The sequence below is a fragment of the Micromonospora sp. NPDC050200 genome, assembly GCF_040656135.1.
In the GTDB taxonomy this organism is placed as follows: Bacteria; Actinomycetota; Actinomycetes; order Mycobacteriales; family Micromonosporaceae; genus Micromonospora.
Map to the genome: position 1 here is coordinate 13,743 of NZ_JBFALG010000008.1, position 12,801 is coordinate 26,543.

Annotated in this window: 7 protein-coding genes; 3 read left to right on the forward strand and 4 right to left on the reverse strand. The window is 69.1% G+C overall.

Annotation, left to right across the window (positions count from 1 at the left end; all coding sequences use genetic code 11):
- Positions 1-310: 310 nt before the first annotated feature.
- The 4 genes from AB0I41_RS07830 to AB0I41_RS07845 form a co-directional block, all read right to left on the reverse strand.
- Positions 311-4,450: a carboxypeptidase regulatory-like domain-containing protein gene (locus AB0I41_RS07830; RefSeq protein ID WP_357103196.1), complete on the reverse strand. Its 4,140-nt coding sequence runs from the start codon at positions 4,448-4,450 to the stop codon at positions 311-313.
- A 302-nt stretch (positions 4,451-4,752) separates the two neighbouring features.
- Complete coding sequence (locus AB0I41_RS07835; RefSeq protein ID WP_357103199.1) at positions 4,753-6,786, reverse strand: beta-N-acetylhexosaminidase; 2,034 nt, start codon at positions 6,784-6,786, stop codon at positions 4,753-4,755.
- Positions 6,787-7,250: 464 nt separating this feature from the next.
- Complete coding sequence (locus AB0I41_RS07840; protein ID WP_357103201.1) at positions 7,251-8,426, reverse strand: ROK family protein; 1,176 nt, start codon at positions 8,424-8,426, stop codon at positions 7,251-7,253.
- A gap of 175 nt (positions 8,427-8,601) precedes the next feature.
- Positions 8,602-9,846, reverse strand: a complete 1,245-nt coding sequence (locus AB0I41_RS07845; protein ID WP_357103204.1) for an ROK family transcriptional regulator — start codon at positions 9,844-9,846, stop codon at positions 8,602-8,604.
- A 399-nt stretch (positions 9,847-10,245) separates the two neighbouring features.
- Between AB0I41_RS07845 and AB0I41_RS07850 the strand changes: the two genes are divergently transcribed.
- From AB0I41_RS07850 to AB0I41_RS07860, 3 genes are read left to right on the forward strand one after another with little or no spacing between them, the layout of a single operon-like run.
- Positions 10,246-10,980: an ABC transporter permease gene (locus AB0I41_RS07850; protein ID WP_357103207.1), complete on the forward strand. Its 735-nt coding sequence runs from the start codon at positions 10,246-10,248 to the stop codon at positions 10,978-10,980.
- A complete protein-coding gene (locus AB0I41_RS07855; protein ID WP_357103210.1) occupies positions 10,977-11,759 on the forward strand; it encodes an ABC transporter ATP-binding protein in 783 nt (260 codons plus the stop codon). Before AB0I41_RS07850 ends, AB0I41_RS07855 begins: the two co-directional genes overlap by 4 nt.
- On the forward strand, positions 11,756-12,748 hold the full coding sequence (locus tag AB0I41_RS07860) for an aliphatic sulfonate ABC transporter substrate-binding protein (RefSeq protein WP_357103213.1): 993 nt from the start codon (positions 11,756-11,758) through the stop codon (positions 12,746-12,748). The genes AB0I41_RS07855 and AB0I41_RS07860 overlap by 4 nt, the downstream gene beginning before the upstream one ends.
- The last annotated feature ends 53 nt before the right edge of the window (positions 12,749-12,801 follow it).

The window sequence follows — 12,801 nt, forward strand, 5'->3', positions numbered from 1 at the left end:
AATCGCGCGGCCGGCATCCCGCACGAGACCAGGCAGCTCGACGACGGATGGGGCTGCCGCCAACTTGATCTTACCCGTATGGCAGGACCCCGACAGCACCCGTACCAGCGGCGGGCACTTGTCAGAGCCCATGCGGCGTGTCCGGTCCAGACCAGCTGTCTCCCTGCTCCTTGCCACTGGCCTGCCAGGCGCACGTGAACGTCCACGCGGTGCTGGTCCGTGGACAGCGGGAACCACGCCGGGTGCGGCGTATCCATGGTGGTCCGTGCGGGTCGGGCCGGGCCCGGCCCGACCCGCACGGAGTGTCGGATCAGGTGCAGGTGGGGTCGGGTTCCAGAGAGAAGTCGACCGTGGTCGTCTTGCCCGGCCCGATCTTGGCCGATTGGGTCTGCGACGCCCAGCCGTCCTTGGCCGCGGTAACCGTGAACGGGTTGTTGTTGACGTCGAGCCAGAGCACGTACTTACCGTTCCGGTCGGTCTTCAGCGTGTAGCTCGCCTTCTCGGAGGTGATCCGCACGGTCGCTCCGGTCAGTGGCGCCGATGTGCCAGCGCAGCCGACCCCGGTGACCGTTCCGGTGATCTTTCCCCAGGTCTTGGGCGGGTTCACCACGAGCGTCACCGGCACCGGGGCGATCCGGTACGGGGTCTTCGCGCTGATCGAAAGCTGCGCGGTGAACGTGCCCGGCTGGGTGATCTCGGCGATGTTCGCGTTGAAGCTCACGTTGACGTCGACGCTCTCGCCCGGCTGAAGCGTCACCTCGGTCTTGTCCGCCGACAGCCAGGGAACATCGGTTGTGGTGCACTGGTCATAGCCGGGCAGCAGCTCCGAGGTCGTGAAGGCGACTTTTCCGGTAGTACCTCCGATCTTGTAGAAGCCGCAGGCGGAGCCGCCGCGGTAGAGAGTTCGGTTGGAATTGGGCAGCGCGGTCCAGGTATCGGAACCCGGGTCGAAGGTGAAACCCCGGTTGGTGAGCGTGCTGGAGCTGTAGGTCACGCCGCCGGACACGAGGAGCTTGCCGGCTGACACCGAGTAGCCCATCCCCCACAGGTCGATCGGCAGGTCGGCGACTGGAGCCCAGCCGGCGGATGCCGGGTCATAGCCGTAGGCGTGCTTGGTGCTGCCACTGCCGGTCATCCCGCCCGCGCAGTACAGCTTGTCCCCGACGCCGCCGCAGCCGAGCCAGGCGATCGGCTCCGGATACGCCGCACCCGAACTCCAGGAGTCCGACGCAGGGTCGTACACCTGCACATCCGTCTTGCCGCAGCTGGACGACGTGCAGCCACCGACGATGTAGATCTTGCCGTCGAGCACGGTCACGGCGGCACCGGCGTACGGTTTCGGGTTGTCGGCGCCGGTAGACCAGGCGCCGGTCGCCGGGTCGTAGATCTCGGTCTTGGCCACTGGAGTCCCGTTCCAGCCCCAGCCGCCGAAGACGTAGAGCTTGCCGCCATAGGCGGCCGCCTGCGGCGCCTCCCGCGCGGCGCTCAGGTTCGGCAGGGCACTCCACGCCTGGGCGCCTGGGTCGTAGACGTATGCCTTGGCGAGGACATGCGTACCGTCGACTCCGGCGACCGAGTAGACCTTGCCGTCGATGGTCGCCACGCCGTTGTCCATGACCGGGAAGGGGTAGTCGGCCACCGTGGTCCACGGCGACGCGTTCGGCGTCGCCAAGGGCTTGGCGGCCGCCGCCTGCGTGGTCTTGCCGGGCCGGAATCGCAGGGGGCTGTAGGTTCCCTTCACCTCCTGCAGCGGAGCACCCTGCTGCGCCGCAGCGGGCTGGTGGCCGCCCGGCCACTCACCGATCTGGGCGGTCACCGGGGCGGTTCCGGTGTTCTTCACGGTCATGGTGGAGTTGCCCTGGCCCTGCCAGTCGACGGTCTTGCTGAGCTGGGCCGGGCTGACCTCGATCCGGGGTGCGGGCAGGGCGAACGTGCCGTCCGTTGCCTGGTCCGGGGCGACGTTGACGGTGATGTCCTGCGCGGTGTAGTAGTTCGCCGCCGTTGCGGTGAACGTGTGCTCCCCGGTGAGCGAGGAGAACATCCAGTAGAAGCCGTCGCCCAGGTTCGGGTCGTTCGGCGTCGCCGCCGAGGTCGTCTTGTTCGCGGGCTGGTCGGCTGAGATCACCGTGGCGCCGTTGATGCCGGCCCCGGTGTACTTGTCGGTCACCCGGCCGACGACCAGGCCGCCCGGTGTCGGGTCACACGTGCGGTCGCCGAGGAAGACGTCGTCGACCTGCCACCACCACCCCCACGTGGCGGTGAGGTGGAACCGTACCTGGACGTTGGTCTGGCCGGCGGCCTGGGACAGGTCCACGACCTCGGTCCGCGGCCCCCGGGCGCTGTCCTTGGTGTGGTGCCAGACGTTGGTCCACGTCTGGCCGCCGTCGACGCTGAGATCGACGTCCCCGGTCTGCCCGAACGCGTAGCCGTAGTAGTCGGTGCGGAAGATCAAGGACGGGTGGGTTCGCTGGCTGAAGTCCGTAACCGGGCTGATCAGCGAGGTGTCCTGCGTCTTTCCGTGACCGTAGTAGCTGCTGTCGACGGTGGCGAACCCGCCGGATCCGCCGGTCCTGTTGCCACGCCGGCCGGGGTCGTTGAACGCCCAGGTCTGGCCGGCGCCGACCTTGTCATCGACGGTCCAGCCCGACGGCGTGGTAAAGCCGTTGAACGACTCGGTGAGGCCGGCGTAGTGGAAGCCGTAGCCGGCCGCGCTGCAGGTCGTCTGGTCGACCGGCGCGTTGACGTCATGCTTCACATCCGCCGAACCCACCTGCACGTCTTGCGAGTCCCGCTGGTAACCCGGATACAACGGGTCGACCTGAAGAGTGTAGGTGTCCCCGGCGGGCACGCTCAGGGTGTACTGCCCGGTCTTGGGGTCGGTGTAGGCGACCGCCGTCGGCTCGTCCTTGACCCGCACCGTCGCATACAGCGGCCAGCCGTGACCGGAACCGTCATGGACCACACCGGTGACGCTGACAAGCGACCTCGCACCCAGCGCGAAGTTCTCGGTCACCGTCTGACCGTCGGCGATCGCGACACCCGAAACGGTCTTGCCGGCGTACCCGAACTTGCTCGCGCTGATGTCATACGTTCCCGGTGGCACGGTCACGGTGTAGCGCCCCTGCCCGTCCGTCATCGCCGTCACGTCACCCACGGTGATCTTGGCCGACGCCAGCGGAGCGGTACCGTCGGTCACCGTACCCGCGACAGTGCCGTGCGGCCCGGAACGGAACGCGGCGAGCCCGTTCGGGGTGCCGAGCCCGGTCGGCCCGTCATAACCCGGCACCGCACTGCACAGGTAGTAGGAGGCAGGCGGGCAACTGCCGTTGCTTCCGGAGGTCACATCGTTGAGCGCGGACGGCTGGGCGTAGGGGTAGGAGTTCGGCGCCGAACCCGTGGCCGGCGTGCCGGCCAGCGCGTAGACCGCGGCGATGATCGGGGCGGACGCGCTGGTGCCCCCGAAGACCTTCCAGCCACCGTGGTAGACCGCGACGCCGGTGTTCGGGTCGGCCACCGCGGACACATCGGCGACCGCACGACGGGCACAGCCGGTGTCCTTCTGGAACGACGGCTTGGGCACGTACGCCGAGCAGCCACTGCCCGCACCCCGCCATGCGCCCTCGGTCCAGCCGCGGGTGGTGGCGGTGTTCCTGACCAGCGAGGTGCCGCCGACCGCCGTCACGTACTGCGACGCGGCCGGGTACGAGACGCCGTAACCGTAGTCACCGCTGCTGGCGGTGATCGCGACACCGGGGTGGCGGAAGTAGGCGTCGTCGGCCTGGTTCTCGTCGGAACCTTCTCTGCCGCCCCAGCTGTTGGAGACGTACTTGGCACCCTGGGCGACCGCCTGGTTCACGGCCGCGCCGAGGTTCTCCAGGTAGTTGTCGTCGGCCTCGACCAGCAGGATCTTGCAGGTCGGGCAGGTCGCGCTGACCATGTCGACGTCGAGCGCTGCCTCGCCGGCCCACCCGGAGTCCGGTGACGGATAGTTCGTGCCGCCGCGCTGGTCGATCTTCCGGAAGCAGCCGTTGGCCGCGGTGCACGGCGCCAGCCCGTACTGCTGACGGTAGACAGCCAGGTCCGCCTCGGCGTTCGGGTTGTCGAACGCGACGACGACCGCGACCGTCTCCGTGGACCCAGCCGCCGGCAGGCTGTACGCACTACGCAGGTCGGCCGGACCGAAACCGGCGGGAGCGGCATCGCGTTGCACACCCTTCACCGCAGTGACGTCGGTGCGGACCATGGACAGGCAGGACATCTCGCCGGCTTTCGACGGCTTGGCGCACACCTGATTGGTGGGGTGCTGGCCAGGCGAGGTCGGGCCGGCGGCCTTCGTGGACGGGACGGGATCCTTGGCGGAGGTGGTGGCGGAGGCCGCAGCCGACACAGCGATCACCGTGACTGCGGCGACAGCCAGTGCCGCGATGAGCGCCCGGACGCGTCCGACCATCGTGGTCAACGCGACCGGACGCGATCTGCGGCGGGATGGTCGCTCGGAGGCGGGATGAGACATATACAGCTCCTACGGGGGTGCAGGCAACCCCAAATCGTGGATTCTTGTCAGGGAGATGTCGGCTAAGTCGTGCTTCTTCAGCTGCGACTCGCTTCCGCGGCAGCCTGAAGATGCCGGACGGCCGCGAAATCAGCGGCACGCCGGGTGGCCGCAGTGAATGTGGTTGGTGTTGGTGGTCGCGCCCGCCCAGGCCGCCCGTCACCCCGCACTGTGGCGGGTTAACGGGCGACGGAGCAGCATCAGGCGCCGTTGCCGGCAGGAACCAGCGGTTGCGCCGTGTAGACGGTGAGCTTCAGCGATCCCTGCGCTGGTGCCCGGCCGGGGGCTTGGACCGACAGCGTCGCGGTGTAGCTCCCTGGCCTGGTGAAGGTACGGCCGGACGTCGCGGTGAACGCGTCGTTGATCCACATACCCGGGATGCTCCCCGCGCGCGTGGTCGTCAGCGAGACCGGCTCCTGCACGCCGTCGCTCCAGGTGATGGTCGCCGACAGATCGGCGGAGGCGAGTCCCGGGGCGGTGATGGTCCAGGCGGCCGCGGTCGGCTCGCCGGCCCGCACCGTGCCCGAGGTGCCGAGCACGCGCATCCGCCAGGCCACGTTCGCCGTGGGGAAGAAGTTCGTTCCTTGTGCCGTCAACCGGCCGCCCACCTCCGACAGGCGCGTGGTGAAGTCGGCGAAGTCGCGCTGCGCCTGCGGGGTCCAGCCCACCTCGGCGTTGGCGATGAGCCGCGGGAAGCTGTAGTACTGCGCCTGCTCGACGTGCCGGATGAACTCACCCCACAGGGCCGTCTCGACGCCCAGTACCCGGGACTCGTCGATGTTGGGGATGTACGTGCCCGGGTTCCAGTTGTAGTGGCGATCCAGCCCGCACACCCCGCCGCAGGCCCAGGTGCCGCCTTGCGGCTGACGGGGGTCCTGCTTCTGCGGCAGGTACGTGTTCCCAGCCGGGGAGAGGATGACCCGGGCGCCCCGGGTGTTCACCGCGGTGGCCGTGGCGGTCCGGTTTCCGTTCCAGAACTGCACCACGGCGTTGTCCTGCGGCAGGTCGGTCGTGGCGTACTCGTTCCAGCCGACGACGGTCTTGCCGAGCGCGGCGACCTTCCGGGTGAACGCGTTGACCATCGTGACGTAGTCGGCGCGGCTGGTCACATGCGCCTCGTCGCCGCCGATGTGCAGGTACGGCCCGGGGGTCATCTTCGCGATCTCGGCGAGCACGTGCGTGACGAACTCGTACGTCACCGCGCTGTTGGCATCCAGTGACGAGTAGCCGACGGCGGGGGTGCCGTTGTGCGGCACGGTTGGCTGCCCGGGCTGCGGCTTCGGCCAGGCCCCGGGGGTGTTGAGCTGCGGGATCGCGTGCAGCGCGGCGTTGGTGTGGCCGGGCAGGTCGATCTCGGGAATCACGGTCATGCCACGCTCACCCGCGTAACGGATGATCTCCGCGTAATCGGCCTTCGTGTAGTAGCCGGTGACGCCGAGTTCGGTGCCCATCAGCTGCCCGTTGCTGTTGTGGGTCATCGCGGTGGCGCCGCTGACGCCGGTGAGCAGCCCGTAGTCGATGCCGGACGGGTTGTCCGCCGGGTTGTCGATCGCGATCCGCCAGCCCTGGTCGTCGGAGAGGTGCAGGTGCAGGCGATTGATCTTGAACTGGGCTGCGGAGTCGATGTAGGTCTTGACCTCATCCATCGGGTAGAAGCTGCGCGCGACATCGAGCATCATGCCGCGGTGGTCGAAGCGCGGGTAGTCGGTGATGCTCACCGCCGGCACCGTCCACTCCGTTTCGACGACGGTGTCGGACTCCACCCACTGCGAGAACATCTGGCGTAGCGTCTGCACCCCGTTGAGCGCACCGTTGGGCGTGTCGGCGCCGATCCGGATCCGCTCGGCATCGACGCTGACGGTGTAGCCCTCGGCCTGGTGGCCGTCTGGTGCGTTGCCCGGCCCGACCTCGATGATGATCGGCGCCGGCCCCCACCCCTCCTCGACCACCGGCAGGTCGTAGCCGCTCGATCGGCGAAGAACACCGGCCAGATACTCCGCCGGCACAGCCGCCCCGTCCCCGATCGCGACGATGCGCGTGTTTCGGTGCAGCGTGAACGGCGGCGCGTCATGCTGCTCGACCGCTACCGGCTTCGGCACCAGGGCCAGGTCGGCCGGGGCCGCTGCGGCGGTGTCCACCGACATCGCGGTGTACGAGGCAGGCACCTGCACACCGGCGGCCGGTGACGCCAGCAGCGCCACCGCAAGCGCGGCCGGCAGGGCAGTCAGGGCCAAGCGATTTCTCGGCCGGGTCATGGAACGGGGTTGAGCGTCCAACGTGGCTCCTTCGCGAACGTCGGCCCACTGCCTGCCACACGGGCAGCGTGTACAGGGGTTGTCGCCAGAGTGTGCGGCGCACCACCTCTTTACGTCAATAGCCTGAACATAAATCGCGCGTCAGGGTCGGTGAATGTGCTACGCCGCTACATCGCGGAACTGGTCCTACCGCAATCCGCTCAGGCGCACCGATCCCGACGTCGGCGGACATGGTCATGGGCCGCTACCTCGGCGTCCTGACCAACACCACGACGACTTCGCCGCCACGGTCGCAGACCGCGGCGACCGGGCCGAGGCGGGATGTCGCCGGGCTCGCTTCCCGCGGCACCGCGCCGAGAAGTAGGAATCCACCCAGGCGCCACACGCTGTCCCGCGCGTGCACGGAGGGAATCTCCACCCCTCTACGGCGGAGAGAACGTCAACTAGTCGGCGTTGAGGCCGTGGAGCGACGCATGCTCGTCGAGCGCCACCAGCGCCGCCCCGACGGCGGCCGCGCCGTGGGCGATCCGGGCGGTGTCGAGTTCCAGGCGCCGGTCACGGATGGACAGCTTCTGCCGGGCCAGGGCCGCGCGAGCCGGCCCGAGCAGGTACTCGCCCAGATCGGCAAGCTCGCCACCGATGACGATCCGCCGCGGGTCGAGCAGGGTCACCACCATCCCGAGTGCCCGGCCGAGCAGTTCGGCGCTCCAGTTCACCACCTCGATGACGGCGGGCTCACCCCGGTCCATCGCCGCGACGAGGCTGCCCACGTCGACCACGTCTGGCGCGACGGCGCGGGCGCGGGCCAGCACCGCATCGACGGTCAGATACTGCTCGAGGCAGCCTTGGCCGCCGCACCAGCACGGTGGACCGGTCGGCTCAACGCTGATGTGTCCGATCTCGCCGGCGGTACCCGAGGCGCCGCGGGCGAGCATGCCGTTGATCACCACGCCGCTGCCGACCCCGTTGGACAGAGCGATGTACACCAGATCGGCACGAGCCGGCAGCTCAACCGCCCGCCGCTCCGCCACGGCGGCAAGCCGGATGTTGTGGTCCCAGGTCACGGGCACGCCGAGCGCCACCCGCAGACGATCAACGAGACCGGCGACAACTCGATCACCAGCCGGGTCCTCGGCGTCGATCTCCGGATCGGGATGGTGCCCCCAGAGCCCGAGCCCCGCCGCCGCAAGCCCGTCGAGTTCCAGCTTGTGCGCGGACGTGACGCTCCGGAGCAGCGAGAGAGCGATGTCCATCCGCGTCGGCAGGCCACGGTCGGCCGCGACCGGTTCGGTGACATGGACAAGCACGGAACGCCCGATGTCGGCCACCGCGACGCTGACGTGACCACGACCCAGCTCAACCCCGACCGCCGACGCGGCACGCGGGTTGAGCCGGATGAGCGTGGTCGGCCGTCCCCGACTCGACGCCGGTCGCTGGGCGTCGTCGACCACGGCACGACGCCGGACAAGATCGGCGACGATGGCCGACATCGTGGTCCGGGAGAGTCCGGTGCCGTTCTCCAGCTCTCGCCGAGAGCAGGGGCCGCGCTCCACCAGGATGGTCAGCACCCGCAGTTCGTGCTCCCGCCGCAGTTTGCGGAGCACCCCGTCGTTGCTCACCGATCCGGTCCCCCCGTCTCCAGGCTGACTTGGTCATTCGGCCGTTCGCGGGCAGGAGAAGCCGAGTCTGCGCCTGGCCACGACTTACGCCAGGGCTCTTGGCAAGATTACTCGGCGTCTCGCTACAGCTCGGGAAGCGGGCGGTGGGGACGAGAGGCGGGACGCGTTCCGGGCGTCACGAGTCGCCGGCGCGGATCGTCGCGGTGGGCAGGCCGACCGGTCCCGGCAGCGGCCCTGCGGCGCCGGCCTGCAGTACGGAAGCCACCCCGCCCAACGCAGCCCCCTCATCGCCGAACTTGGCGGCCATCACCTGGACCGAGCGGGGATGGCGGGGAATGGCCAGCCGGTCGATCTCAGTGCGCATGGGATCCAGCACGAGGATGCCGAGTTCTGCCAGAGCGCCGCCGATCACGACGGCGGTGGGGTCGAATTCGACCACCAGCCCGGACAGCACCTGGCCGAGCAGTGTCGCCGCGTCGCGCACCACCGCGCGAACGGTCGGGTCACCGGCAACGGCCCGGGTGACCAGGTCGTGCGGGTCGCGCGGCGTGACGCCGCGCTCGGTGCAGTGGCGGACGAGAGCCTTGGCCCCGATCTGCAGCTCCAGGCACCCCTGCCCGCCGCAAGGGCACCGCGGTCCATCCGGCTCGACGCTGACGTGCCCCAGCTCGCCCGCAGCGCCGTGCGCGCCACGTACCAGGCGTCCGTCGAGAATGAGGGCCCCCCCGACGCCTTCGGTCCACCGCACGTAGATGACACCGTGCGCATCGCGGGCCGCGCCCCAGGTGGCCTCGGCCAGCGCGGCGAGCCGCGAATTGTTGTCCGGCAGGACCGGGGCGTCGAAGCGCCGACGGAAGTGGCCCGCGACATCCCGAGCGGTCCGGAGTAACGCCTTGCTGCCAGGGGGACGGCCTGGGTCGCCGACCAACCCGGCGAGGCCGAGACCGATTCCCTCCACGGCGTCGAGGTCGATCGCGTGCTCACGTGCGAGGTCTTCGATGAGCGTGATCGCCGCCGCAGCGCGTCGCGCCGCACCGGCGGCAACGTCAACCGGCCGGCTGGCCTCGGCCACGATGTCGTGGCTCACGTTGGCGATCGCGACACCGATGCGCGCTCTCCCGAGATCGACGCCGATGATCCGCCCGGCGCCCGGATTGAGGCTGATCTTCGCAGACGGCCGGCCACGACGCCGATGACCGGCGGCGACCGGCCCTCGCTCCACGAGGACGCCACGATCAACGAGATCGCCGATTATGTCGAACAGGGTGGTGCGGGACAGGCCGGTGCGCTGGACCAACTCGGCGCGGCTGAGCGGACCGACGCGACGCAACTGATCGAGGAGAACCTGGGTGTGGCCGAGTCGCACCCGCTGCATGGCGTCGACCCGCTCCGCCACCGTTCCGTCTTCACCGATGGCCATCCGACCGGTGCGCCCCCTTCACCCGTTGGTCCACCCCGCTGCACGCGTCGCGCCTGGACCGGTCTTCTACTCGCACGGCCCGACGACGATCGCCGTGTTCGATGCCGCACCCGGCGACCCCATCCCGTGCGCGGGGGACAGTCCCGACGACCGCATCGTCGCAGGCGCGACTCAATAATGTCAACCTTTCGGATTATTCTCCTGCGGAATTATTCCGGAGGGTTGACAGGATTACGGCCAGGATCACAGACTCCCGTACGTCGAGGTGTGGTGGCCCCCGGCGCGGCAAGCCGGCCTCGGCCTGACGGAAGGCTTCACGTGACTTCGGTAGAAAAGGCACTGCCCCGGGTGGGCAGATCTGGCACAGCGACCCGATCGCCGGCCAGACCGGGCTGGCGGATGGCCCTGTTGAACGTGCTCGCCATCGTGCTCGGCATCGCCGGCTGGGCGGCCCTGGCCGGGGCGGGCGTTTCCGGGCTGCCCGGCCCACAGTCCGTTGCGGTACGGGCCGGGGAACTGCTGGCCGACGGCACTCTGCTCACGGACGCAGCGGCGAGCCTGCGGCGGGTGCTGATCGGCTTCACCCTGGGCAGCGCGCTCGCGGTGCCGGTCGGCTTCCTGATGGGGTGGTACACGCTGGCGCGCGGGCTGATCGAACCGTACATCCAGTTCTTCAGGACGATCCCCCCACTGGCCATCATTCCGCTCGCGATCGTGCTCCTGGGTATCGAGGAGACGCCGAAGATCTTCGTGATCTTCCTGGCCGCCTTCCTCTCCTGCGTGGTCGCGACCTTCCAGGGCGTGGTCAGCGTGGACAACACCCTGATCAACGCGGCCCGGGTGCTCGGCGCCGGGGACGCCGTCGTGTTCCGCCGCGTCGTGGTGCCGGCCTCGACGCCGTTCATCCTCGTCGGCATGCGGGTCGGCCTGGGGGCCGCGTGGGCGACCCTGGTCGCCGCCGAGCTGATCGCGGCCCAGGAGGGCCTCGGCTACCGCATGCAACAGGCCCAGATCTACTACGACCTCGCCACCATCTTCGTCGGTCTGATCACCATCGGCGTGCTTGGCCTGATCATGGACCGGCTACTGCTGTTGGCCGAGAAGCGCCTCACCGGATGGCAGGAGCGCCGATGACCACCAAAATTTCCTTCCGCTCGGTCACCCGCACCTTCCAGGTCGGGGACAACGAGTTCCGGGCCCTGGACGGCGTCGACCTCGACATCGCCGACCGCGAGTTCGTAACCGTGGTCGGACCCTCCGGCTGCGGCAAGTCGACCCTGCTCAACATCGCCGCAGGGCTGATCGAACCGACCGACGGCGAGGTGCGGGTGGACGACCGTCCGGTCGCCGGGCCCGGCCCCGACTGTGGCGTGATCTTCCAGCAGTACGCCCTGTTCCCCTGGCTCACCGTGCAGCAGAACGTCGAGTTCGGGCTCAAGGTCGCGAAGGTCGGACGCGCCGAGCGACGACAGCGGGCGCGGCACTTCATCGACCTGGTCGGCCTGAGCGACTTCGCCGACGCCCTGCCCAAGACACTCTCCGGCGGCATGCGGCAGCGGTGCGCGATCGCCCGGGCGTACGCGGTCAACCCCAACATCCTGCTCATGGACGAGCCGTTCGGCGCGCTGGATGCGCTGACCCGCGTACAGCTGCAGGATCAACTGCTCGCCACCTGGACCGCCGAGAAGCGCACCGTCATGTTCATCACCCACGACGTCGACGAGGCTGTCTATCTGGCCAACCGCGTCATCGTCATGGCCGCCCGCCCCGGGCGGCTCCACGAGGTCATCGACGTCGACCTACCCCATCCTCGCACCGAGGCCATCCGGTTGTCCGAACAGTTCACCGCCATCCGCAACCGGGTGTGGCACGCCGTCTACCACCAGACCCCCACGGAAGGAACCTCAAGATGAGCAGCTTGTCGCGCCGCACGGTACTGACCGGGTTCGCGGGCATCGGCGCCGCACTCACCCTTGGCGCATGCGGCAAGGACGACGAACCGGCCGGTGGCGGCACATCGGCGGTGAAGGTCGGCTACATCGCCGACTTCACCGGCGCCAGCCTGATGGCCATCGCCGAGGAAAAGGGTCTGTGGTCCAAGCACGGCCTGAAGCCGCAACTGAAGGTCTTCACCAACGGGCCGCTCCAGGTGCAGGCCCTCGGCGCCGGCGACCTGGACTTCGGATACATCGGCCCAGGCGCGATGTGGCTGCCGGCGAGCGGTAAGGCGCGCGTCGTCGCGATCAATTCACTCGGATTCGCCGACCGGATCATCGCCCAACAGGGCATTTCCACCATCGCATCGCTGAAGGGCAAGCGGGTGGGCGTGCCCGAGGGCACGTCCGGCGACCTGATCCTGCGCCTGGCGCTGCGGCGTGAGGGGTTGACCATCGACGACGTCAAGAAGGTGGCGATGGACCCGAGCACCGTCGTGACCGCCTTCGCCGCGAAGCAGATCGACGCCGCCGGCATCTGGTATCCACTGGTCGGCACCATCAAGCAGCGGGTGCCGGACCTGGTCGAGCTCGCCAAGAACGAGGACTTCTATCCGCAGTTGAGCTTCCCGTCGGCCTACATCGGCCGCAACGAGGTCGTCACCAGCAGGCCGGACGTGGTCAGGAAGATGGTCGCGCTGCTGCGGGAGGCCAACGACGCGCGGCTGGCGGACCTCGACAAGGCCATCGAGCTCACTGCGGCGTTCCTCAAGGCTCCGGTCGACCAGCTGCGTTCCGAGGCACGCAACGCGCGATTCCTCAGCTCCGACGAACTTGCCGCGAAGTCCAAGGACGGGACGGTCACCGGCTGGCTCGACGGGCTCAACGGACTGTTCAAGGAGCTCGGCAAGCTCACGAGTGAGGTCGACCCCGGCAGCTACTACGACGCCGCCGCGTACGCCGCCTGAACCCAGCCTTCCGCGACGGGGAGGTCGCCGAACCGTCGTTCCACCACCGCAGG

Bases quoted from the DNA above. Each gene is read 5' to 3' on its own strand.
- AB0I41_RS07830 (WP_357103196.1), bottom strand. From the start codon at position 4,450: ATGGTCGGACGCGTCCGGGCGCTCATCGCGGCACTGGCTGTCGCCGCA.
- AB0I41_RS07845 (WP_357103204.1), bottom strand. From the start codon at position 9,846: ATGGCCATCGGTGAAGACGGAACGGTGGCGGAGCGGGTCGACGCCATG.
- AB0I41_RS07850 (WP_357103207.1), top strand. From the start codon at position 10,246: ATGGCCCTGTTGAACGTGCTCGCCATCGTGCTCGGCATCGCCGGCTGG.
- AB0I41_RS07855 (WP_357103210.1), top strand. From the start codon at position 10,977: ATGACCACCAAAATTTCCTTCCGCTCGGTCACCCGCACCTTCCAGGTC.
- AB0I41_RS07860 (WP_357103213.1), top strand. From the start codon at position 11,756: ATGAGCAGCTTGTCGCGCCGCACGGTACTGACCGGGTTCGCGGGCATC.